Annotated in this window: 18 protein-coding genes and 5 tRNA genes; 3 read left to right on the top strand and 20 right to left on the bottom strand. The window is 43.2% G+C overall.

From position 1 onward, the window contains the following. Window positions 1-13: 13 nt before the first annotated feature. The 9 genes from BAE46_RS10525 to murJ all read right to left on the bottom strand — a co-directional run bounded on the left by BAE46_RS10525 (window position 14) and on the right by murJ (window position 9,752). Window positions 14-577, bottom strand: coding sequence for a pilus assembly PilX family protein (locus tag BAE46_RS10525; RefSeq protein ID WP_040519952.1), 564 nt, complete (start codon window positions 575-577; stop codon window positions 14-16). After that, window positions 574-1,446: a PilW family protein gene (locus tag BAE46_RS10520; protein ID WP_006002668.1), complete on the bottom strand. Its 873-nt coding sequence runs from the start codon at window positions 1,444-1,446 to the stop codon at window positions 574-576. Before BAE46_RS10520 ends, BAE46_RS10525 begins: the two co-directional genes overlap by 4 nt. Next, window positions 1,446-2,093 (bottom strand): prepilin-type N-terminal cleavage/methylation domain-containing protein, encoded by a 648-nt coding sequence (locus BAE46_RS10515; protein ID WP_083256860.1) that lies wholly within the window; start codon window positions 2,091-2,093, stop codon window positions 1,446-1,448. Before BAE46_RS10515 ends, BAE46_RS10520 begins: the two co-directional genes overlap by 1 nt. A gap of 304 nt (window positions 2,094-2,397) precedes the next feature. Next, on the bottom strand, window positions 2,398-3,342 hold the full coding sequence (gene ispH / locus BAE46_RS10510) for a 4-hydroxy-3-methylbut-2-enyl diphosphate reductase (protein ID WP_006002666.1): 945 nt from the start codon (window positions 3,340-3,342) through the stop codon (window positions 2,398-2,400). A gap of 9 nt (window positions 3,343-3,351) precedes the next feature. Further along, window positions 3,352-3,816, bottom strand: coding sequence for an FKBP-type peptidyl-prolyl cis-trans isomerase (fkpB, locus tag BAE46_RS10505; RefSeq protein ID WP_006002665.1), 465 nt, complete (start codon window positions 3,814-3,816; stop codon window positions 3,352-3,354). Continuing rightward, window positions 3,806-4,309, bottom strand: coding sequence for a signal peptidase II (lspA, locus tag BAE46_RS10500; RefSeq protein ID WP_070112735.1), 504 nt, complete (start codon window positions 4,307-4,309; stop codon window positions 3,806-3,808). The genes fkpB and lspA overlap by 11 nt, the downstream gene beginning before the upstream one ends. Further along, window positions 4,302-7,127: an isoleucine--tRNA ligase gene (gene ileS / locus BAE46_RS10495; protein ID WP_070112733.1), complete on the bottom strand. Its 2,826-nt coding sequence runs from the start codon at window positions 7,125-7,127 to the stop codon at window positions 4,302-4,304. Before ileS ends, lspA begins: the two co-directional genes overlap by 8 nt. A gap of 23 nt (window positions 7,128-7,150) precedes the next feature. Then, window positions 7,151-8,074 carry a bifunctional riboflavin kinase/FAD synthetase gene (gene ribF, locus BAE46_RS10490; protein ID WP_006002662.1) on the bottom strand — a complete coding sequence of 308 codons (924 nt, stop codon included), beginning with the start codon at window positions 8,072-8,074 and terminating at the stop codon, window positions 7,151-7,153. Between the two features lie 112 nt (window positions 8,075-8,186). Then, window positions 8,187-9,752 (bottom strand): murein biosynthesis integral membrane protein MurJ, encoded by a 1,566-nt coding sequence (murJ, locus tag BAE46_RS10485; protein WP_006002661.1) that lies wholly within the window; start codon window positions 9,750-9,752, stop codon window positions 8,187-8,189. A 221-nt stretch (window positions 9,753-9,973) separates the two neighbouring features. Here murJ and rpsT point away from each other — a divergent pair, with 221 nt between their 5' ends. After that, on the top strand, window positions 9,974-10,237 hold the full coding sequence (rpsT, locus tag BAE46_RS10480; protein ID WP_070112731.1) for a 30S ribosomal protein S20: 264 nt from the start codon (window positions 9,974-9,976) through the stop codon (window positions 10,235-10,237). 374 nt (window positions 10,238-10,611) lie between these two features. Here the strand turns inward: rpsT and BAE46_RS10470 are convergent, their stop codons facing one another. The 11 genes from BAE46_RS10470 to BAE46_RS10420 form a co-directional block, all read right to left on the bottom strand. Continuing rightward, complete coding sequence (locus tag BAE46_RS10470) at window positions 10,612-12,501, bottom strand: SurA N-terminal domain-containing protein (protein ID WP_070112726.1); 1,890 nt, start codon at window positions 12,499-12,501, stop codon at window positions 10,612-10,614. Window positions 12,502-12,717: 216 nt separating this feature from the next. Continuing rightward, complete coding sequence (locus BAE46_RS10465; RefSeq protein WP_006002657.1) at window positions 12,718-12,990, bottom strand: HU family DNA-binding protein; 273 nt, start codon at window positions 12,988-12,990, stop codon at window positions 12,718-12,720. Window positions 12,991-13,318: 328 nt separating this feature from the next. Further along, window positions 13,319-15,670: an endopeptidase La gene (lon, locus tag BAE46_RS10460; RefSeq protein WP_006002655.1), complete on the bottom strand. Its 2,352-nt coding sequence runs from the start codon at window positions 15,668-15,670 to the stop codon at window positions 13,319-13,321. Between the two features lie 108 nt (window positions 15,671-15,778). Continuing rightward, window positions 15,779-17,053: an ATP-dependent protease ATP-binding subunit ClpX gene (gene clpX, locus BAE46_RS10455; RefSeq protein ID WP_006002654.1), complete on the bottom strand. Its 1,275-nt coding sequence runs from the start codon at window positions 17,051-17,053 to the stop codon at window positions 15,779-15,781. Window positions 17,054-17,104: 51 nt separating this feature from the next. Further along, complete coding sequence (gene clpP, locus BAE46_RS10450) at window positions 17,105-17,728, bottom strand: ATP-dependent Clp endopeptidase proteolytic subunit ClpP (protein ID WP_006002651.1); 624 nt, start codon at window positions 17,726-17,728, stop codon at window positions 17,105-17,107. An 87-nt stretch (window positions 17,729-17,815) separates the two neighbouring features. Then, on the bottom strand, window positions 17,816-19,120 hold the full coding sequence (gene tig, locus BAE46_RS10445; protein ID WP_006002649.1) for a trigger factor: 1,305 nt from the start codon (window positions 19,118-19,120) through the stop codon (window positions 17,816-17,818). Window positions 19,121-19,397: 277 nt separating this feature from the next. Beyond that, window positions 19,398-19,474 (bottom strand) — tRNA-Pro (locus BAE46_RS10440). A 63-nt stretch (window positions 19,475-19,537) separates the two neighbouring features. Continuing rightward, window positions 19,538-19,622 (bottom strand) — tRNA-Leu (locus tag BAE46_RS10435). Between the two features lie 121 nt (window positions 19,623-19,743). Further along, window positions 19,744-19,819, bottom strand: a tRNA-His gene (locus BAE46_RS10430). 77 nt (window positions 19,820-19,896) lie between these two features. Continuing rightward, a tRNA-Arg gene (locus BAE46_RS10425) sits at window positions 19,897-19,973 on the bottom strand. Between the two features lie 20 nt (window positions 19,974-19,993). Beyond that, a tRNA-Pro gene (locus tag BAE46_RS10420) sits at window positions 19,994-20,070 on the bottom strand. A gap of 295 nt (window positions 20,071-20,365) precedes the next feature. Between BAE46_RS10420 and folD the strand changes: the two genes are divergently transcribed. Both folD and BAE46_RS10410 read left to right on the top strand, forming a co-directional pair. Continuing rightward, window positions 20,366-21,250 (top strand): bifunctional methylenetetrahydrofolate dehydrogenase/methenyltetrahydrofolate cyclohydrolase FolD, encoded by an 885-nt coding sequence (gene folD / locus BAE46_RS10415; protein ID WP_070112724.1) that lies wholly within the window; start codon window positions 20,366-20,368, stop codon window positions 21,248-21,250. Beyond that, the gene (locus tag BAE46_RS10410; RefSeq protein WP_006002646.1) at window positions 21,247-21,804 is read left to right on the top strand and encodes a DUF1415 domain-containing protein; all 558 of its coding nucleotides are present in this window, start codon (window positions 21,247-21,249) and stop codon (window positions 21,802-21,804) included. Before folD ends, BAE46_RS10410 begins: the two co-directional genes overlap by 4 nt. The last annotated feature ends 65 nt before the right edge of the window (window positions 21,805-21,869 follow it).

The following is a 21,869-nucleotide window of genomic DNA, read 5'->3' as shown; positions in this document are numbered from 1 at the left end:
AAGTATTACCTCGTTAATTTGTTGCAGGTGCGAATACAGAAGCACTCAAAGTATTGGCTACCACGTAGCTACTGCCTTGTGTTTGGCCGCAGCCTCTGACAATGAATATATGGCAATTGATATTGCTACCGCCGATCACCTTACTTGAACCTCGACATGCTTGTTCGCGCACAAAAGCTGTTTTTGACCAGCTGTCTACTGGCGGGTTTTCACTGTAGCGTCCAGTAGCGGTATGTCTTGCATTAAAGTCTAGACCGTTTTTGGTAACGGCACGGTCAGTGCGATTAGTGTCAAAACAGCTCATTTGATCCGTGCCTAGATTAATTTGTGGCAGCTGTCTTGCTTCTGAAAGCGGGTCGGTAAGTACAGGATCTGTTAATACCGATTCGTCTTCTGATTCAAAAATTACTCCTGCAATTGCCGCTTCTGCAGCATTAAATGACACCGACTTACGCTCCATTGAACCGGCCATTTTGCCTTGTAAAAGACTGATAGACACAGACGACACGCCCAATATTGTGATTGAAAGCAATACCAATAAGGCGAATACCATCACCAAACCCTTTTGATTTTTCATACTCCTCCCCTAACAAAATTTCGCATATTTCTAAATGTTATCGTGGTTTCAAAGACCTTATAAAGTCCTTCGTCGGGCGCCGTCAGTAAATCTTCATTAAGTAGTTTAAAGGTCAGTTTTCTATCTAAGTTGATGTTGCCTTCTCCTTTCACTACAATTGCCATGCGTAAGCTAACCACTTGCTGTTTTGCATTGAAGGCATCACTTAGGCCCGACGCATCTATGTATCTAATGGGCAATGTTTCGCCATCGTTGCTTAAGGGGTCTGCCATTCCGTAGGTCACTTGAAAAGACAGTACGTTGTCTAATATTGTGTAAGCAGCATGGCCGTTGTGACCAGCAGCCGCTTTTTGACCGCGCAGTACACGTCCGTCAAAACCTCTGCATTTAAGCTTGCCTTGATCCACAAAGTATTCATTTACCACAAAAAACGCTTCATCCATGGCATAGCCTAGCGAAAAGCCTCGACAGTCTTTCGTAGCCTGCAGGCTAAGCACTAGAGTATCACTTGCGCCATCGCCTCCTTGTTCACTGCCAAGCGTTGTCCGGTTACTAAAATCACCGGGAATAGGAATAGGGTGATTACGCACAAAAGATTCTTCTTCAACAATATCTACGCTGTCGTTTAGGTGTGGGTCTAAAGCATTATATAAGCCCACCATAAGCAATTCGTAGCGCATTCTAGAGACGATAAAACGACCGCTTTCTTGGGTACTTGCCATTGCTCTGTTGAGCTCGCCGGTCATCGAATTACTGATAAGAATTTGCACGACGGCGCTGGAAATGACTAAGCCTAAAGCCAAGGAAATCATCACTTCAACCAGTGAAAATCCCTGTTGCTTGCTATTCACTTTGCCTAAGCCTTGCATTACAGTGCTACCTGTTTTACAACGCAGTCGAAGTCTGAGTTACCATCGTCATTACAGTTTGTATTTGATTTTTTGAAATCACCGCGCCAGCTTTGTACCGACCACTTAACCATTATTGTATGAATGGAACCTGCAGTACATGCGTGGATGTCTGTGGTGTCGCTGTCGTTACAGCTTACCTCAAGCGTGGCATTGGCATTTTCTCTGACCACGGAACATGACATTTGGTAAGCATCAAAAACAGCTAAATCGGCGGCAATGCACTCACCCGTTTGGCACTTAGGAATACCTGCAGGAATAGTTAAGCAATGGCATTCATAGGGAGGTGTTGATCCTACACAGGATAAATTCTTGAAATTATAAAAATTTTCATCGACATAATTATTATGAATAACGAATCCGTCGGTTACGCGTGAAGCCACCGTGGAGGCATATAAACGCTCTGTCATTTGCGCGCTGACCATAATCGCTTGGGTACGCGCTAATGCTTCTTTGTTGGCAAATGAACCAACAAACTGTAAAGAAGCGACACCGAGTAATCCTACGGACAAAATGACCAAGGTAACAAGCACCTCAATCATGCCTACGCCTTTTTGACGAGCTACGCTATTAAACTGCTGTGTCTGCCTGATTTCTATATTTCTCATAACGTAATAAAAAAGTTTGCGTGTAAAGGATATCGACACCTTATCAATTATCCACAAGATAAGGTTATTGTGAATGAGTGTAAGGTATTAAATTTAGATGAGAACTGGCCTTTTGGCCGGAATTGTCAGGCGTAATGTACTAATAAAAATAGAGTATAGATTATAGTGGAAGATGGATAACGTTATGTAAGCTCTCTTAGCACTGCACTATAGGGGAATAGATTTGTGCTTAGCAACATAGTATAAACGGCGCCTATTATGTAGTTTATTTGTAATGGGCGCTGTTTAAAAGGCAGGTATTTTCTTACGTGATCTGTTTAATACGCAGTTCTTTAGGCACAGCAAATTCGACATTTTCTGGTCGACCATCTCGTTCACTGGCTTTACTAGCGCCCCATTCAATTAGTTTGTCAATCACCCCTTGTACCAAGATCTCGGGTGCCGATGCGCCTGCTGTTACGCCAATGTGCAAGGCACCTTCAAGCCATTCTTTTTGAATGCAGTCTTTGTCGGCAATTAAAAAAGATTTAGCGCCTATTTTGTGGCCTAATTCTCTAAGCCTGTTTGAATTAGAGGAGTTTTGTGCGCCTACCACCAGCAATACGTCGCAGTCGTTGGCTAAGTCTCGCACTGCGTCTTGGCGGTTTTGGGTGGCATAGCAAATATCGTCTTTACGTGGGCCATCAATTTTTGGGAATTTTACGCGCAGGGCATCAATTACGTCTGCGGTATCGTCTACCGAAAGGGTTGTTTGGCTGCAATAGTAAAGCTTAGCTGGATTATTAACTTCAAGTTTCAAGACATCATCAATAGACTCGACCAAATAAATGCCGCCATCGGCGTTGCTATACTGCCCCATCGTACCTTCAACCTCAGGATGTCCCTGATGCCCAATAAGCACGCATTCTATGCCCTTCTTGCTTGCCCGCATTACTTCCATGTGCACTTTTGTTACTAGTGGACAAGTTGCATCAAACACTTTTAAACCGCGCATGGTGGCTTTGTTTCGAACCGCTTGTGATACACCGTGAGCAGAGAAGATCACAATGGCATTGTCGGGCACTTCAGTTAGCTCTTCCACAAAAATTGCGCCGCGATCTTTTAAACCATCCACGACAAACTTGTTGTGTACAACCTCATGGCGCACATAAATAGGCGGCTCAAATAATTCTAAGGCACGCTCTACAATTATAATTGCGCGGTCTACGCCGGCACAAAAACCGCGGGGATTGGCTAAATGAATTTGCATAGTTACCTCTTATTTAACATCAATTATTTCAACAGCAAATACCACCGTTTGTCCGGCCAATGGATGATTAAAATCAACCGTTACCGAATGCCCTGCTATGCTGCGGATAATACCTGGGAGCTCGCTGCCATCGGGCTGTGAAAACCCCATTATCATACCTTCGGATAACTCCATATCTGCTGTGAATTTAGTTTTATCAATGTAATAAATGTTGTCTGGATTGGGCATACCAAAGGCATCAGTGGGCTTTAAGGTAAATGACTTTTTATCGGCAACGGTTAAACCGCGCAAACATTCTTCAAAGTTGGGCGTTAAACTGCCGTCGCCCATTACCATCTTAGCCGGCTTGTTGCTCACACGTGTGCTGTCTGCTGCGGTGCCATCCTCAAGGGTTAAATCGAAGTGCAAAATAACTTGGCTGTTGTCACCTATTATTTTGCTATTATCTTGCGGTGTTGCTGTACTATTTGTCATCGACTTTATTTGCCTCTTTATTCTTGAACATATCTAAAATTAGTAGCCCCGCACCAATGAAAATGGCCGAGTCTGCTACGTTAAACGCAGGCCAATGATACGTGCCGTAGTAAAAATCTAAAAAATCGATTACATAGCCATGCATTATACGGTCAAATACGTTTCCTAGTGCACCGCCTAATATAAAGGAGAAGGCGACGGGCAGCAAAAGCTGCTCTTTTGTGGTTTGCCGTAGCCACCACAGTATCAAAGCACTGACGGTTAACGCTACAGCCGATAGAAAATAAACTTGCCAGCCGCCTGCATCATATAAAAAACTAAACGCTGCACCATAGTTATGTACATAGGTTAAATTGAAAAAACCCGTAATTTGTATCGATTCAAATAACGTCATGGTCTGAACAATTGCATACTTAGTCCACTGGTCTAGTATAAAAATAATCGCTGATATCCACAAAAAGCGCAGCCCCGTGGTCTTAAATAAATCAAGCATATTGGCGCGCTTCCCCGTTGCCGTCTACGTTTTCTATACATCTGTTACACAGTTGCGGGTGGGTAGGATCGCTTCCCACTTCTTTTTTGTGGTGCCAACAGCGTACGCATTTCTCATCCGCCAATTTTTCAACCAGCACAAACATGTGTTGATTTGGCGTGTCCAGTGCACCCAGTGGCTTTTGTGCTAAGTCTTTAACATGTGCCTCCGAGGTAATTAATACAAAACGAAGTTCATCTTCGAGTTTACTTAACAAATCGGCGGTTGGCGTATCTACATACAAAGTGACCTTGGCTTCTAGTGAACCCCCAATAAGCTTGCTAATGCGGGCTTTTTCTAAAGCGCTGTTTACGTCTGCTTTAACCAGCATTATTTGCTGCCAAAAAGTGTTGTCTAGTGTCTGCTTACTAACACTGGGTAAAGCGTCGTACCAGGTTTGGGTGAACACAAATTCCTCACGCTCACCAGGCATTACTTCCCATAATTCTTGAGCGGTAAAACTGGTGATAGGCGCCATCCAGCGCACTAGCGCCTCCATGATATGATAAAGTGCCGTTTGACAGGACCGTCGCGCAAGGCCGTCTGATTTGGCGGTGTATTGACGATCTTTGATAATGTCGAGGTAAAAACTACCCATATCAATTGAACAGAACTGCATAAGCGTTTGACAGACAATAAGCATATCGTATTGCTCATAGGCGTCTAAAATTTCTTTTTGTACTTGGCTTGTTCTTTCTACTGCCCACGCGTCTAGTGCTACCATGTCGTTGACCGCAACTAAATCGGTGGCTGGATTGAAGCCGTTGAGGTTAGACAATAGAAAACGGCAGGTGTTACGAATACGCCTGTAAGCGTCTGCAGAGCGTTTCAGTATTTCGTCACTTACCGTCATTTCACCGCGATAATCGGTAGAGGCAGCCCATAAGCGCAATATATCGGCGCCCAGCTTGTTGGTGACTTCTTGGGGCGCAATTACGTTGCCCACGGATTTCGACATCTTTTTACCGTTAGCGTCTACCGTAAAGCCGTGCGTTAATACTTGCTTATACGGTGCGTGGCCATGCATAGCAATAGAGCTGATAAGCGAAGACATAAACCAACCTCGGTGCTGGTCAGAACCCTCTAAATAGAGGTCTGCTGATGCTGGGATATCATCACGCTTGTCAACCACAAAATAGTGAGTAACACCTGAGTCAAACCATACGTCAAGAGTGTCGGTTACTTTTTCATACTCGCTGTTGTTGTCGCCCAGAAGCGCCTCATCGCGTAAATCCCACCATGCCTGAATGCCTTTTTCTTCCACCGCTTTTGCCACTGTTTCCATAATAGCTTGCGTATTTGGATGAATTTCACCAGTACTTACGTGCACGAATAAACAAATAGGCACGCCCCATGTACGTTGACGCGAAATGCACCAGTCGGGACGCCCTTCTACCATAGAGGTAATACGTTTTTCACCCCACGCGGGTATCCACTGGGTTTGTTTAATTTGCTCAAGAGAGGCTTTACGTAAGCCTTTCTTATCCATGCTGATGAACCACTGCGGGGTAGCTCTAAAAATAAGCGGCGTTTTATGTCGCCAGCAGTGTGGGTAACTATGTTCGTACTTAACGCACAGTACCAAAGCCTTATATTCTTTTAAAGCCTCAACAATTGACTGATTTGCTTTAAACACATGCTGGCCAGCAAACATAGGCGTGTCGTGTGTGTATACGCCATTTGGCCCCACCGGATTATAAACTTCTAAGCCATATTCTTTACCTACAATAAAATCTTCCACGCCGTGCGCAGGCGCTGTGTGCACACAGCCAGTACCTGATTCAGTGGTAACGTGATTGCCTAAAATAAGGGGCACAGTAATGCCAAGTAGAGGGTGTTTAACGCGCTGGTTTTCAAGCGCACTGCCGGTGCAGCGTGCCACTATGTTAACGTTTTGCGCTTGATAGCGCAGCGCACAATGCTCTACCAATTCCTGCGCAATTACTAAGCGCTGATTTAAGCCTTCAATTTTCATATCAACCAGTGCGTATACTAGCTCAGGATGTAAACTTATTGCGCGATTTGCTGGAATGGTCCAAGGAGTTGTTGTCCAAATAACGACTTTTGCAGCCAGACTCGTAAACACCGCCTCATCAAGACCAAATGACGCTGCCATTGCTTGAGTATTCGTTACCGCAAAGGAAACATCTATTGCCAAAGATACTTTGTCTTGGTATTCAACTTCAGCTTCCGCTAAAGCCGAGCCGCAATCGGTACACCAATGCACTGGCTTAAAGCCTTTTTCTAGATGACCAGAGTGTACGATTTTTGCCAAGGCGCGAATAATGTCGGCTTCGCTGCTAAAATCCATGGTTTTATAAGGGTTCTGCCAATCAGCCAGCACGCCTAGTCGCTGAAAATCGCGACTTTGTCCTTCAATTTGTTTTTGCGCATACTGCCTGCACTTTTCTCTAAACTGCGCTACGCTCACTTTTTTACCCGGTTTGCCAACTTTTTTCTCAACCATTAGCTCAATCGGCAAGCCATGACAGTCCCAGCCTGGCACATAAGGCGAATCGAAATCAGACAGTGTTTTTGATTTAACAATGATGTCTTTTAAAATTTTATTAACCGCATGACCAATGTGAATATCGCCATTAGCGTAAGGAGGACCGTCATGAAGAATAAAAGACTTTTTGCCTGATTTGGCTTGCCTAATTTTTTGGTAAAGATTTTGGCTGTCCCAGTGTTTTAACATTACAGGCTCGCGATTCGCCAAGTTACCGCGCATTGGAAAGGCCGTATCAGGCAAGTTTAGGGTCGCTTTATAGTCACTCATAGGGTGTGGTTTCCATTAAATCATCAATTGGCGAACAAGCATTTGGCCCGCGCTGCGTCTTTTTTTATTTGTACGGTGAGTTCCCCAAAATCTGAAAACTTTACCTCATTGCGTATCTTGCTGACAAACTCAACTCGTATATATTGGGAATACAAATCACCCGAAAAATCGAACAAGTGCGCTTCAAGCTGCATCTTTGTGCCATTTAAGGTAGGGCGATGCCCCACATTTGCAACGCCATTGTAAACATTGTCGTTATGTTTAACTTTTACCGCAAACACACCACTGACGGGCGATTTTGTTCGCTTTAGTAATATGTTTGCAGTGGGGAAGCCAATTTTTCTGCCGTTTTGTTCGCCGTGAACCACCGTGCCTGCTACCTCAAAGGGTCGCCCTAGCATTTGCGCGGCCAAAGTAAAATCGTCATTTCTTAGGGCATTGCGTATGGCGGTAGAACTGATTCGGTGGTCGTGCAGCCTAAAACTTTGGGTGCTAACAAGTTCAAAACCTTGTGCTTTGCTTTCTTGTGCCAACATCGTAAAATCACCACTTCGCCCAATGCCAAACCTGAAGTCGTCACCCACAACCAAAAACTTTACTCCTAGCTGCTTCACCAGCAAATTAGTGATGAAGTCGTGGGGCGACATACTGGAAAATTCTGCGCAAAAACGCACGCACAAGAGCCTATGAACGCCTAACTTTTCAAGCGCAATATATTTATCTCTTAACACAGACAAGCGCGCTGGCGCATGTTCAGGCGCAAACAGCTCTTCAGGCTGTGGCTCAAATACCATCACCACTGCAGGTAAGTTTAACAGTTTAGCCTTTTGCAATACACTTTCAAGTACCGCCTGATGGCCTAAGTGTACACCGTCAAATTTACCAATGGTTAGCACGCAACCATTATGCTGCGCCCGGATATTATGTAGACCTCTGATTAATTCCAAACTATTTCGCTACTTTTTTATGAAACAACAAAGCCAGAGATTATAAACGATGAGCACATTAATGTCAGTGCCTTAACGCGATTAAAAGTGCTTACTTTACGTAACTGCGCTGCTATTTTTTAACTTTCTTACCAATTAACTGATGAGGCCGTACCCCTAAGATCAAAATGCTGATGGCATAACAAATTATGCCTATTGCGATACAATAGCACAAATATTCTACACGCTGGCTGAATGAGCTTTGTACCCACGCCAGATTTGCCGAATAAGCAAACACCGCTATTACCATAACAACAGTGGCAAGGGTAATTTTGGCTAGAAACCACCAAGTGTCTTTTGAGATCCTGTACACCTCTAAAAAAGATAGACGTCGGTATAGTAAAACCGCGTTCATAATACCTGAAATAGACGTGGCTAAGGCTAAACCGACGTAACCAAGAGGAATGGCCAATATTAAGTTAAGCACCATGTTTATCGCCATGGTAATAATACCGTATTTAACCGGCGTTTTAGTGTCTTGCCTAGAGTAAAAAGCGGGTGCAAAAATCTTAACTAACATAAAGCCAAACAGGCCTATCGCGTAAGCCATTAAACTGAGCGAGGCCATGTGTGCGGTGTCTACACTGAAAGCACCCCGCTGGAAAATCACCAGCATTAGCGGCATTGCAAGGACCATAAGTGCAGCACCTGCGGGAATACCTAGCATGGCAACAATACGAAAAGCCCAGTCTATATTTTTTGAGAATGCCTGCTTGTCTTTACTTACATGGTTTCTTGACAGCGTGGGTAAAATCACTGTAGCGATAGCGATACCAAAAAGCCCTAAAGGAAACTCAAGCAAACGGTCGGAATAGTATAGCCAGCTAATCGACCCTGTTTGTAAGAAACTCGCTATTACAGTGTCAAGGAGTAAGTTAATTTGGCTCACCGATACACCAAAAAGTGCGGGTATCATGAGTGTGCGCACTTTTACCACGCCTGGATCAGACCAGCCCCATTTGGGTCTAACCAGCAGTCCGGCTCTGTATAAAAAAGGAAGTTGAAAAAACAACTGAACCACGCCGCCAATAAACACACCCCACGCCAGCGCATATGCGCCCAGAGACAAATGAGGCGTTAGAAAGTATGCGCAGGCAATAATAGAAACATTTAGCAACACCGGCGTAAAAGCAGCAACGGCAAACTTGCCCATAGTGTTTAAGATAGCGCCGGCAAACCCTGTTAGCGAAATAAAAAATATATATGGAAAGGTTATTTTTAAAAGGGTTGACGCTAGTTCAAACTTTTCTCCCCCAGGCTCTTCATTTAAATAATCAATAAACCAACCTGCACCAAATATGGCGGCTAACAGGGGTGAGGCGACCACACCAACAATGGCCGTAAAAAAAACGATAGCACCGAGTGTACCCGACACTTTTGCAACAAAGTCTTTTAACTTTGCGTTGTCATCTTGTGCATTAACTTCTGTTAAAACAGGTATAAACGCTTGAGCGAAGGCGCCTTCGGCAAATAGGCGACGTAAAAAATTGGGAATTTTATTCGCGAATAAAAACACATCAGCGCTTGCGCTCGCGCCCAACAGATTAGCCACCACAACGTCTCGCACTAGCCCTAGCACTCTGGACAATAGCGTCATTGCGCTGACGATAACGCCGGCCTTTATTAGTTTGTCAGGCATAGAGCACTCTTGAAGAAACACACATGGAATATTGTATTAAACCCATACACTGTTGGGGAGTATAATACGACGGTATTAATGTAGTATAACTGTATTGTTGATAAGTTTGCTGTGTCTTGAGGTTTTTTTGTTTTTATCCTCTATAAGCGTTGACAAATATCGAAATAACTTAGATAATCCGCACCCTCAATTTTGACATGAATATTTTAGGAGTTTCCCCCTTGGCTAACATTAAGTCCGCTAAGAAACGTGCAATTCAAGCCGAGACGCGCCGCCAGCATAATGCAAGCCGCCGCTCCATGACACGCACTAGCATCAAAAAAATCATTGCCGCTATAACCGCTGGTAACAAAGAAGAAGCACAGGTAGCTTTCACAGCCGCTGTTCCTGTTCTCGACAGAATGGCGACAAAGGGTCTTATTCATAAGAATAAAGCAGCCCGTCATAAATCTCGCTTGAATGCACAAATTAAGGCTATGGCCTAGTTTAATAGCCCTCACGGGTATTTAAACACAGATTACAAAGGCTTCTAGTCAATTAGAAGCCTTTTTTTTAAGCTCAAGTTTGCCTTTTTGCGTATACCCCTTATATGTCTTAATTAACATAAGAGTTGTTTGATGATCAAGTATGTTTTTGTACTGCCACTTACCCTTAGTTTCATCTGGTTTTTGTATCTTCAGTATAATAACTATTCGTTTAAGCAAGGTAGGAGAGGCTATGTGTATATAGCGGTTGTTAGCGCTTTCATAGTAGGGTTTTTCAGTATTGTGTGGCTGATAACGCGGTCGTAACACGATCCATTAATATTAAAAAACCCGCTTTTGCGGGTTTCTTATTTTCAGTGATACAGTAGCGTTTCTTATTGAGTCACCAAAGTAAGATCGGCACCAACTCGCAGCGCCGCAACGAAATTTTCATAAGTTTGCTGACCTTGCATACTAACTAACCTTTGCGCAATAGTAGCTTGCATGCTCTCGTCTGTTTGCGAGGCTATATTAACCAACGACAATACCACTAGACCAACGCTGTTATCAAACACTGACACTACTTTACTGTTAACACCTTGAGTAGGCCCTAGTTCAAAAATAGCATTCACCATTGGCACCGGCAGTTCGTTTGAACTACGCGCTAAGCCTACATGCGTCGACCATGACAATGCGTGTTTAGCTAAGAGAGGGCTAATATCTTCATCATTCAACATAGCAGTTTGAATATCTAGTGCATAGACCAGCGCCTGCTGCTGCGCCTTTTGGGTCTTGAGTAAGCCCTCTATTTGCTGACTAACTTCACCGAGCGAACGCGTGCGCTTAGATTTATGCTCGGCAACTCTGGCAACCATCACTAATTCATCACTAAGCTCTAATAAATCACTGTTTACTCGGTCAATTACTAATTCACCAGAAAAAGCAATGTCATTTAATTGGGGGTAGTCAACACCCTGGGGTAGTTGGTTTTCCTCAAAAAAACCAGTTTCTATAACAGGTCGGTTAATGGCTTTTGCGACCGCTTCTAAGGAATCTGGCTCCTCAAATGCTAAACGCGCCATTTCTTGCTGCAGTGCAAAGAATTCATCAGTTGCTTTTGTTAAGCGTAAATCGCCCTCAATACGCGCGCTAGCCTGAGACAATGGTGTAACAATAGAAGGCGAGTACTGGGTAAGTTTTATAATGTGTAGACCAAAGTCGGTTTCAACAATCACAGATATATCACCCACCGCGTTTAAAGCGTAGGCAGCATCGCCAAACTCACCTTCGTAATCGCTAGGACTAATTTGACCTAAGTCACCACCTTCCTCAGCACTTATAATGTCATCAGAATTCTCTTGCGCAAGTGTTGCAAAATCTTCACCATTACGCAGTTGTTCTAAGACTGCCTGCGCACGAGTTCTGGCTAATTCAATGTCGTCTCCTGCCTCAAACAAAATATGCGATACGCTGCGCGTTTCTTGGCTTGCGAACAAACGGGTATTGTCAGCGTAATATTGGGCTATTTCTTCTTGGCTCACTTCCATTTGCGGACTTAAGTCCGCTACCGATAACGTTACGTAGGCGAGTTTAACCTGCTCTTGAGTATCAAATCTTGAAAGATTTGCATCGTAATATACCTGAACCTCTTCACTTGTTAGTTCTATGGATTCTTGATATTTCGCTAAATCTATTTGTAAGCTTTTCGCGTCGCGCGTTTGCCCCTGAAGCGCTAGCAAATTAGATATTTGATGCTGCAAACTAAAGTTAGACCCGTTAATAGCCTGAACCAACTGCTGGCGGGTCATTTGGTCGCGCATATACTCAGCAAATTGAGTAGGTGTATAGCCTGCACGGCCTAGTGTATTTAGATAAATGGTGTTGTCAAAAGCCCCAGCTACTTGAAACTCGGGTAGCATTGTAATTGCTTTCTTAATTTCACTGTCCCCAACGCGTAGGCCCAACGATTTAGCCTTTTGGGTAACCAGCTCATCATTAATGAGCTGTTGCAATATGTCATTGCGAAATTGAGTAACGTAAGTTTCACTGGCGAATAAAGAATTAACCGCGTCACCAAACTGGCTTTCAAGTCGTGCGCGCTCATTGTTATAGGCAATATCTAGAGCGCCTGCGGGTATTTCTTCACCATTTACTATTGCCACTGCATTCGTATTATCAGAAGAAATGTAGCTTCCCACACCAGTGAACACGAAGCTAACGACTATTAGCGCAATAATTCCTATCGCCCAAGGACCTTGAATGCCCTCACGAATATTTTGTAACATGTTTAACAACAACCTTTTGTTAGCAAGAAGAAGCCGTCCTAACCGTTGGCGCCTACTTTATTAGTTAAATATTTAACTGTAGATTATACCGACCCTTTTCTGGATACGCGAGTAAAACCCGTTTTAAGTCATAATAACTTGACTATTAGCAAGCAACAGACGTAAAAAAGGCGATGAATTTTCATCGCCTTTACGCAGTGTATAACGCTTTACTAATTAGTTGCATGCGTCTTTTAGTGCTTTACCTGCTTTGAATGCTGGTACTTTTGCAGCCGCTATTTGTATAGTGGCGCCCGTTTGAGGATTACGCCCACTGCGAGCAGCACGGTCGCGGACGGCAAAAGTGCCAAAACCTACAAGCGCAACTTGATCACCATCTTTAAGCGCTGTGGTTACAGTATCGGTAAATGCATCTAATGCACGACCAGCGGCTGCTTTAGAAATATCTGCAGCTTCAGCGATTTCATCAACTAGTTGAGTTTTGTTCACAATATGCTCCCCTTCATTTATTTTTATAATATATTATCTTAACAGAATGTGTAGCCAACTCTGAGAATCATTCTTCGTTTTATGAACAATGGCTGCCTAGAGCTTAGCCAGTTTAATGATCGTTAAATCGTTGAGTTTGAACGACGACTTCGTTACTGTAATAAAAAATCTGAGTACCTGCAAACCCTTTATAATAAAGGCTTTGAACGATTACCTCAATAAGGTAGCATAACTAGGCTAAATGTGAATAACTTATTTACGTAAAATCACAAAAAATGCAAATATGCCACGCTTGCACTTAATGCTATTTAATAAAAACTCAGTAAACCTATACTTTAGTGCTTACTGTGAAGCTCTCGACGGGATATTCTAAGGCAATATCCAGTACCTCGTCGATCCATTTCACAGGATAAATCGTCAAATCGCCGATCACGTTTTTAGGTATTTCTTCTAAGTCTCTTTCGTTGTCTAATGGAATAATAACCGTTTTTATACCGCCTCTATGGGCCGCTAATAACTTTTCCTTTAGGCCACCAATCGCCAGCACTTCACCACGCAGTGTAATTTCACCGGTCATGGCAACATCGCACTTAACAGGGTTACCGGTTAAAGACGACACGAGTGCAGTACACATACCGATACCTGCGCTTGGACCATCTTTTGGGGTAGCTCCCTCTGGTACATGCACATGAATATCACGCTTTTCATAAAAATCAGGATTAATTCTGAGTTTCTCTGCACGCGACCTGACGACCGTCATAGCAGCTTTAATAGATTCTTGCATCACATCGCCAAGCGAGCCTGTAGCAATAGACTTTCCTTTACCAGGCACGGCACTGGTTTCGATAGTTAATAAATCACCACCTACTTGAGTCCACGCTAAACCTGTCACCTGACCTATTTGATTGTTTTTATCTGCCTTTCCATAGTCAAACTTTTGCACACCAAGATAGTTCTTTAAGTTATCTTGATTAACCACCACTTGCCCTTTTTCTTTTTTAAGCAAGATGTTCTTGACTGCTTTTCGGCAAATTTTAGAAATTTCACGCTCCAAATTACGCACACCGGCTTCACGTGTGTAATAACGTATTACCCCTACTATTGCCGACTCTTCAATTTTCAATTCGTTGTCTTTAAGACCGTTACGCTCAATTTGCTTGGCAATTAAATGGCGAGTTGCAATATTCAGTTTTTCGTCTTCTGTGTAACCCGACAAACGAATAACTTCCATTCTGTCCAATAAAGCATCTGGAATATTCATGCTGTTAGAGGTCGCAACAAACATTACATCAGACAAATCGTAATCAACTTCTAAGTAATGATCACTAAAGGTGGAGTTTTGCTCAGGATCTAATACTTCTAAAAGTGCTGATGAAGGATCTCCACGCATATCAGAGGACATTTTGTCAATTTCATCCAGTAAAAATAGCGGATTCTTGACGCCAACCTTTGACATTTTTTGAATTAATTTACCCGGTAATGAGCCAATGTAAGTTCTACGATGACCCCGTATTTCAGCTTCATCGCGAACACCACCTAAGGACATTCGAACATATTTTCGCCCTGTTGCTTTTGCCACTGATTGCCCCAGCGATGTTTTGCCCACACCAGGGGGACCCACCAAGCATAATATGGGGCCTTTCAATTTCTTTACACGCTGCTGTACCGCCAAATACTCTAATATACGCTCTTTTACTTTATCTAAACCATAATGGTCATTGTCGAGCACCTTTTCGGCCTGCACTAAGTCGCGTTTTACCACGCTGCGCTTATGCCATGGAACCGACACCAACCAATCTATATATGAACGAACGACGGTGGCTTCCGCCGACATAGGCGACATCATTTTAAGTTTGTTAAGCTCTGCTGAGGCCTTGTTTTTCGCCTCCGCTGGCATTTTTGCCGCTTCAATTTTTTGCTGTAAGGCCTCAAATTCGTCAGGTGTATCTTCAAGTTCACCCAACTCTTTTTGAATAGCCTTCATCTGCTCGTTCAAATAATATTCGCGCTGACTTTTTTCCATCTGCTTTTTCACACGCGTACGAATTTTTTTCTCTACTTGCAGTAAGTCAATTTCACCATCCATTAGTGTCATTAAAAATTCGATCCGCTCTACTACACCCTGCATCTCAAGCACTTTTTGCTTTTCAACCAGTTTTAAAGGCATATGAGCGGCCATGGTATCTGCCAGTTTAGCGACGTCTTCAATGCCGTTTAGTGAAGTGAGTACTTCTGGTGGTATTTTCTTATTTAGCTTTACATAACCTTCAAACTGCGACACCGCAGAACGAATAAGTACATCTTGCTCTGCTTCATCCATCACCTCATCATTTAATACGTTTACATCTGCGATAAAAAATGGATCTGTGTTCAGGTAGCTAGCAATCTTGCCACGCACATTACCTTCAACAAGGACCTTGACGGTACCATCAGGCAATTTTAACAGTTGTAAAATGGTGGCTACCGTGCCAATGTCAAAAACTTCAGATGTGCTGGGTTCATCAATACCGGCATCAGTTTGTGCCACTAAGAAAACACGCTTATCGTTATCCATGGCTGCTTCTAGGCATTGAATAGATTTTTCACGTCCAACAAACAAAGGAATTACCATATGTGGATATACCACTACATCGCGTAATGCCAAGACTGGCATGTTTTTAAGTACACTGCTGGTGGTCATTTTTCTCTCTTAACTGGTTGCATTGTGGATGTATATGGGGATTCTCAGGTAAAGTTTAAACCTGATTTAATAAAAAACTAAAAAAGGGCCTCGATGGCCCTTTCTTGCTTACTCAGAAGCTGCTTTTTTATCGGTATTTTCATAGATCAGCAAAGGCGCAGATTCCCCTCTTATGACGGTTTCATCAATAACTACTTTCGCTACATTCGGATTTGAAGGTAAATCATACATAGTATCTAAGAGCACAGCCTCTACAATAGAGCGCAGGCCTCGGGCACCGGTTTTGCGTGTCATTGCTTTACTCGCAATTGCGCGAAGTGCGTCTTCCCTGAACTCCAACTCAACACCTTCAAGCGCAAGTAAAGCGCCATATTGCTTAGTGATAGCGTTTTTGGGTTCTTGTAGAATTTGTATTAGAGCGTCTTCACTTAATTCCTCTAAACTAGCAACTACCGGCAAACGACCAATAAACTCTGGGATCAGACCGTATTTGACCAAGTCTTGCGGCTCAACATCTTTAAACAACTCCGACAAATTTTTCTTATCTGACTGTGCTTTTACTTCAGCACCAAACCCTATACCAGAGCCTTTGGCGCTGCGCTGCTCAATTATTTTGTCTAAACCAGCAAATGCTCCACCACAAATAAATAGAATTTTAGAGGTATCAACCTGCAAAAATTCCTGCTGTGGGTGTTTACGTCCGCCTTGGGGAGGAACCGATGCAATGGTCCCTTCTATTAATTTTAGTAAAGCTTGTTGTACACCTTCGCCAGAAACATCGCGGGTAATTGACGGATTGTCTGACTTGCGCGAAATTTTGTCTATTTCATCGATGTACACGATACCGCGCTGCGCTTTTTCAGGATCGTAGTCACACTTTTGAAGCAGCTTTTGAATGATATTTTCAACGTCTTCACCAACATAACCCGCCTCTGTTAAGGTGGTTGCATCAGCCATTGTGAAAGGCACATCGAGCAAGCGAGCAAGCGTTTCGGCTAGCAGCGTTTTCCCGCTGCCGGTCGGGCCAATTAGCAGTATGTTGCTTTTGCCTAATTCAACGCCTTCGTGTACATCGCCGTTTTTCAAACGTTTGTAGTGATTATAAACTGCTACTGCCAACACTTTTTTAGCGTGTTCTTGACCAATAACGTAATCGTCTAAATGCGCATGAATCTCACTTGGTGTCGGAAGCGCATCCTTCTTTTGCTTAGGTGAAATTTCTTTAATTTCTTCACGAATGATATCGTTGCAAAGCTCTACACATTCGTCGCAAATGAATACAGAAGGACCCGCAATAAGTTTACGTACTTCATGCTGACTTTTACCGCAGAAAGAACAGTACAACAACTTGTTGTCGCCCTCTTTGGTACTATTATCGCTCATAAAATTTGCCTTTAATCTTTGGGTTGCCCTTTTACAAAAGGGCATTTGAATTTATTTTCCAACATCGTCTCTGCTGTTTAAGATACTATCAACTAAACCATAGTCAACTGCTTGTTGTGCACCTAAGAAGTTATCTCTGTCAGTATCTTTTGCCACTTTTTCATATTTTTGGCCAGTGTGCTGCGCCATTAGGCGATTCATCTTTTCTTTTATAGACAAGATTTCTTTGGCATGTATTTCAAAATCAGACGCTTGGCCCTGGAAACCACCTAGGGGCTGATGAATCATTACACGTGAGTTAGGCAATACATAACGTTTGCCCTTTTCACCCGCTGAGAGTAAAAATGCACCCATACTAGCGGCCTGACCAATGCACACCGTGCTAACATTTGGCTTGATGAAATTCATTGTATCATAAATGGCCATACCAGCTGTTACTGAACCACCGGGAGAATTTATGTATAGAAAGATATCTTTCTCAGGGTTTTCTGCTTCTAAAAACAGCATTTGAGCGACAATCAGATTAGCCATGTGGTCTTCAACCTGACCTACTAAGAAAATGACGTTTTCTTTTAACAAACGTGAATAGATATCAAACGAACGCTCACCGCGAGCGGTTTGTTCAATAACCATAGGAACGAGTGCATTAGAGGGTTCAAAAATATTATTGTTCATTTTGTCTCTTTTTAGTTAAAAAAAATGCCCGGTGAGTCCGAGCATTTAATCAGTTGAGAGTCTGTTACGCCAATTATTACGTGTAAACTACGCTTTTTTGTTCATAACTTCATCAAAAGATTTTTTCACTTCTTTGACTTTTGCTTTTTCTAATATGGTATCAATTGCCTGCTCTTCAAGGGCAAGGTTCTGAATTTGTTTTAATAACTCTTGGTTGTTTTTGTAGTACTCAACAACTTCAGTAGGATCTTCATAAGCAGAAGCCGTTGTTTCGATAAGTGCATCAACGCGCTTAGGATCAACTTCAACTTTATTCTCTTTTATAATTTGCCCAATTAACAGACCAACTGCCACTCGGCGCTTAGCGTTTTCAGTAAACATGTCAGCAGGCAACTCGGGTAAATTTTGACCATTTCCTTGCTGTGCAAAGCGCTGCTTAGCTTGTTCACGTAAGGCATTCACTTCTTGGTCAACCAATGCTTTGGGCGCATCAACGCTGTTGCTCGCCAACAATGCATCAATTACTGCTTCTTTTACGCTAGTTTTGAGCGTTTGGTCTAATTCGCGCTGCATGTTTTTCTTCACTTCAGCTTCTAAGGCTTCAACTCCGCCTTCTTTCACGCCAAACAAAGTTGCAAATTCATCGTCAATTTTTGGTAAATTTAGCCCTTCAACTTTGTTTACTGTGATTACAAATGACGCTGCTTTACCTTTTAAAGCTTCTGCATGATAGTCTTGAGGAAAGGTCAACTCAGCAATGACTTCATCGCCCGTCTTAGCACCAATTAAAGGCTCTTCAAAGCCTGGTATCATTTGGCTTTTGCCTAGCTCTAGTGGAAAATCTTCGGCTTTACCGCCGTCAAACTCTTCACCGTCGATGCTACCAACAAAACTTATGGTAAGTTTATCGCCTTTTTTAGCTTTACGCTTACATTCTTTAAACGTAGCGTGCTGCTGCTGAAGGGTTTTCATCATTTCACTTAGGTCATTGCCAGCAATCTCTACTACCGGCTTTTCAATTTCTAAGGTGTCTAGTGCACTCACTACCACGTCTGGATACACTTCGAAGGTGGCGGCAAACTCTAAATCTTCACCAGCAACATCTTTGGTTAATTCAAAATTCGGCATGCCTGCAGGTGTAAGCTCTTCTTGCATAATAGCTTGATAGAAATGCTGCTGCATAACATCGCCTGACACTTCTTGACGTACCGCACTACCAAAGCGTTTTTTGATTACGCTTGCTGGCACTTTACCTGGACGAAAACCGTTTATACGCTGTGTTTTTGCTAATTGTTGTAAACGCGACTTAACGGCTTTATCTACAGATTCCGCTGGAACGGTAATAGTAAGACGGCGTTCTAAACCTTGAGTCGTCTCGACTGACACTTGCATTCTTCTACCTCAACTATGCGCCACTTGCGCTTTGTGTAATCAATCATAATAGATTCGTAGATAATTTAAGACTGTTTGAAGCCCATGTTTCAATTATTTACTAAACTATGCATGGCACTCAAACAACTTTTAATGATGAATGAGTTTAAAAAAAGGACGCCAAATTATACAGAGTGATTTTATTTTAGTCGAGGAGTTATGCGGATTTAATTAAAAAAACCGCGTTTTTGAGGATTATTTTAGTTTTATAGAGTAATTTTTACGCACAAAAGAAAAATGGTCGGTGAGATAGGATTCGAACCTACGACCCCTTGGACCCAAACCAAGTGCGCTACCAAGCTGCGCCACTCACCGATATGTTTATTATGAAAATGTTTATTTTGACTCAAAAGATTGTTGTGACAACCCTTCAATAGATGGTGCGGAAGGAGAGACTTGAACTCTCACGCCGTGAAGCACTGGAACCTAAATCCAGCGTGTCTACCAATTCCACCACTCCCGCAAACTTTATGCTGTGCTGCACTTTCTACAGACACTTTACCAATGTTTTACTGATACTACATGTATATTTATGCTACAAGAACTTAGGTTGTAAAAGAGTATCACATGTTGTCAGAAAAAAGTGGGGTGGACGATGGGGTTTGAACCCACGACCGCTGGAATCACAATCCAGAGCTCTACCAACTGAGCTACGCCCACCACTGATTTACTACTTTTCCTGACAGCAACTACATTTACTACCCTTTCTCATTAGCATGCCTTTTGGGCCAATACGATGGCGCGTCCGGCAGGATTCGAACCTGCGACCACCCGCTTAGAAGGCGGGTGCTCTATCCAGCTGAGCTACGGACGCTCGTCGAATCGAAAAGCTAATGGTCGGTGAGATAGGATTCGAACCTACGACCCCTTGGACCCAAACCAAGTGCGCTACCAAGCTGCGCCACTCACCGATTGCGTAAAGGATAAACATTGAATGCTCATCTCTACGGGGGGCGCATGTTACCGACAATGCTGAATTTGGTCAAACACTATTTAGCATAATTTGTGGATTTTTTAAGGTTGCTGTTTTTTTCAGCATTTCTTGGCCATTAAGCGTCGCTTTGGTGATTCGACTAACGCGCTGCCTATCATTTTATTCGATGTATTATACTACTCTAGAAAGTCTGTTTCACTAGCAAACTCTGGTTATTTTACTCATTTTTCCTTAAACTACACCGCAAAACCACCAGCGGATAAACTCGGTACATGACAGCTCAACTGATAAATGGCAAAAACATAGCACAACAAGTACGTAATAACGTGGCGGCGCATATAGACGTGCTAAAAGAAGCGAACAAGAGACTGCCCGGATTAGCTGTTGTATTGGTGGGCACAAACTCCGCATCTCAAATTTATGTCGCACACAAAACCAAAGCCTGCGCTGAGGTAGGTCTAGTATCAAAAGAGTTTACTTTGCCTGCCACCACCAAACAACACAGCGTATTAGCCTTAATTGACACGCTTAATGACGACCCCGAGATTGACGGTATTTTGGTGCAGTTACCCTTACCTGCAGGCTTAAATGTCGAGGATATATTAGAGCGTATCCATCCAAGTAAAGATGTTGATGGCTTTCATCCCTATAATATTGGTCGCTTAGCGCAGCGCATGCCTGCTTTGAGACCGTGCACGCCCAAAGGTATCATGACCATGATTGAGGCCACAAAGCGCAAGATTAAGGGCATGGATGCAGTTATCGTGGGCGCATCAAATATAGTGGGTCGGCCAATGGGGCTTGAGCTCCTGCTAGCCGGCTGCACTGTTACGACTTGCCATAAGTTCACCAAAAATTTACAAGCGCACGTGCAGCGAGCCGATTTGTTGGTGGTGGCGGTAGGTAAGCCTCACTTTATACCTGGCCACTGGATAAAAAAAGGCGCAATTGTCATTGATGTTGGCATTAACCGCTTGGATGACGGCACCTTAACTGGCGATGTTGAATTTGAAGTCGCAAAAGACCGAGCAGACTGGATAACACCTGTGCCTGGGGGCGTTGGCCCCATGACTGTAGCCAGCTTAATAGAAAATACACTAGAGGCTTATGTTGAATATCACTCCTTCCAACATCAGGTAAGGGGCACTGCTAAATGAACAACAAAAATGGCCCAGCGTCAGCGGCAGGTCACGGCGCAGAAGCAAAAGTATGGAGATGGCTTGACAAGGTCGTCATTGGTGAAAACCTATGTCCTTTTGCAAGAGTACCGCGTGAACGCGGCCAAGTGCGACTGCTAGTTGTGCAAGAGCCTAACGTGCAGCACTTGTTAACAATACTGGCAAATGAATGTCATTACTTGGTCGCACATCCTAAAACAGAAACTAGCCTAATCGCCTTGACCCATCAGCTAGATGATTTTTACGATTATCTAGACGCCTTGGACATGGCTCAGGAGCTGCTAGAAGATCTTGGCTATGAAGGTGTTTTTCAATTGGCAAGTTTTCATCCTGAGTACTTATTTGCAGGTGAACCGGCTAATTCAGTCAGTCATTATACAAATAGAGCACCCTTCCCTATGTTTCATCTAATTCGCGAGGCTAGCATTACCAAAGCGCTCGCCTTCGTTGAAGACCCTGAAGATATTCCTAGGCGCAACATAGCGCATGCAAACAAGCTAGGGGTGGCTTTCTTCAAAGGGTTTCTATCGTAATTGACATTGCACTAGAGCTGTTCTACAAACAGCTCGTAAGGGCTTGTTTGAAGCGCTTATTCTAG

The organism is Glaciecola punicea (assembly GCF_001756615.1).
Taxonomy (GTDB): domain Bacteria; phylum Pseudomonadota; class Gammaproteobacteria; order Enterobacterales; family Alteromonadaceae; genus Glaciecola; species Glaciecola punicea.
This window is presented reverse-complemented; position numbering and strand designations above follow the sequence as displayed.